1 pseudogene is annotated in these 557 nt (G+C 68.9%); it reads left to right on the top strand.

What is annotated here, in order from left to right:
* A pseudogene (locus GOOTI_RS13095) lies at positions 1–557 on the top strand (ferredoxin); the annotation flags it as partial.

Below are 557 nucleotides of genomic sequence, written 5' to 3'. Positions count from 1 at the left end.
GCGTGACGGAACATCGATCGAGTGCGACACGGTCCTGGTGTCCGGGGGCTGGAATCCCGCAGCGCACCTGTGGAGTCAGCTCCGTGGGGCATTGACCTTCGATGCATCCGCAGCCGCCTTCCTACCGACAGGAGAGCTGCCGACAACCGACATCGCCGGGGCCGCAGCCGGAATGCTCACCGTCGCCTCGTGTCTCGCCGATGGGCGACGGGCAGGACTCTCCGCCGTCCGCGCGCTCGGAGCAGTGGCTCCCGAACTGCGCGCGGTGCCGCACGTCGGCGAACGCACGCCGGCCGCGACCGACGTGTGCTGGCGTGTTGCGGAAGCCGACGCCTCGATCTCCTTCGTCGACCTCCAACGCGACGCGACACTCGCCGACGTCAGCCGCGCTCTCGGCGCCGGGATGACCTCGGTGGAGCATGTCAAGCGCTACACCACGATCGGCACGGCACACGACCAGGGCAAGACGTCGGGCATCGTCACGTCGGGCATCGTCGCGGAACTGCTCGGCGTCGACGTCAACGACGCCGGCACCACGACATTCCGCCCTCCCTACA

Origin of the sequence: Gordonia otitidis NBRC 100426 (assembly GCF_000248075.1) — a bacterium.
In the GTDB taxonomy this organism is placed as follows: Bacteria; Actinomycetota; Actinomycetes; order Mycobacteriales; family Mycobacteriaceae; genus Gordonia; species Gordonia otitidis.
Note: the sequence above shows the minus strand (reverse complement) of the source record. Positions and strands in the feature narration are given on the sequence as shown.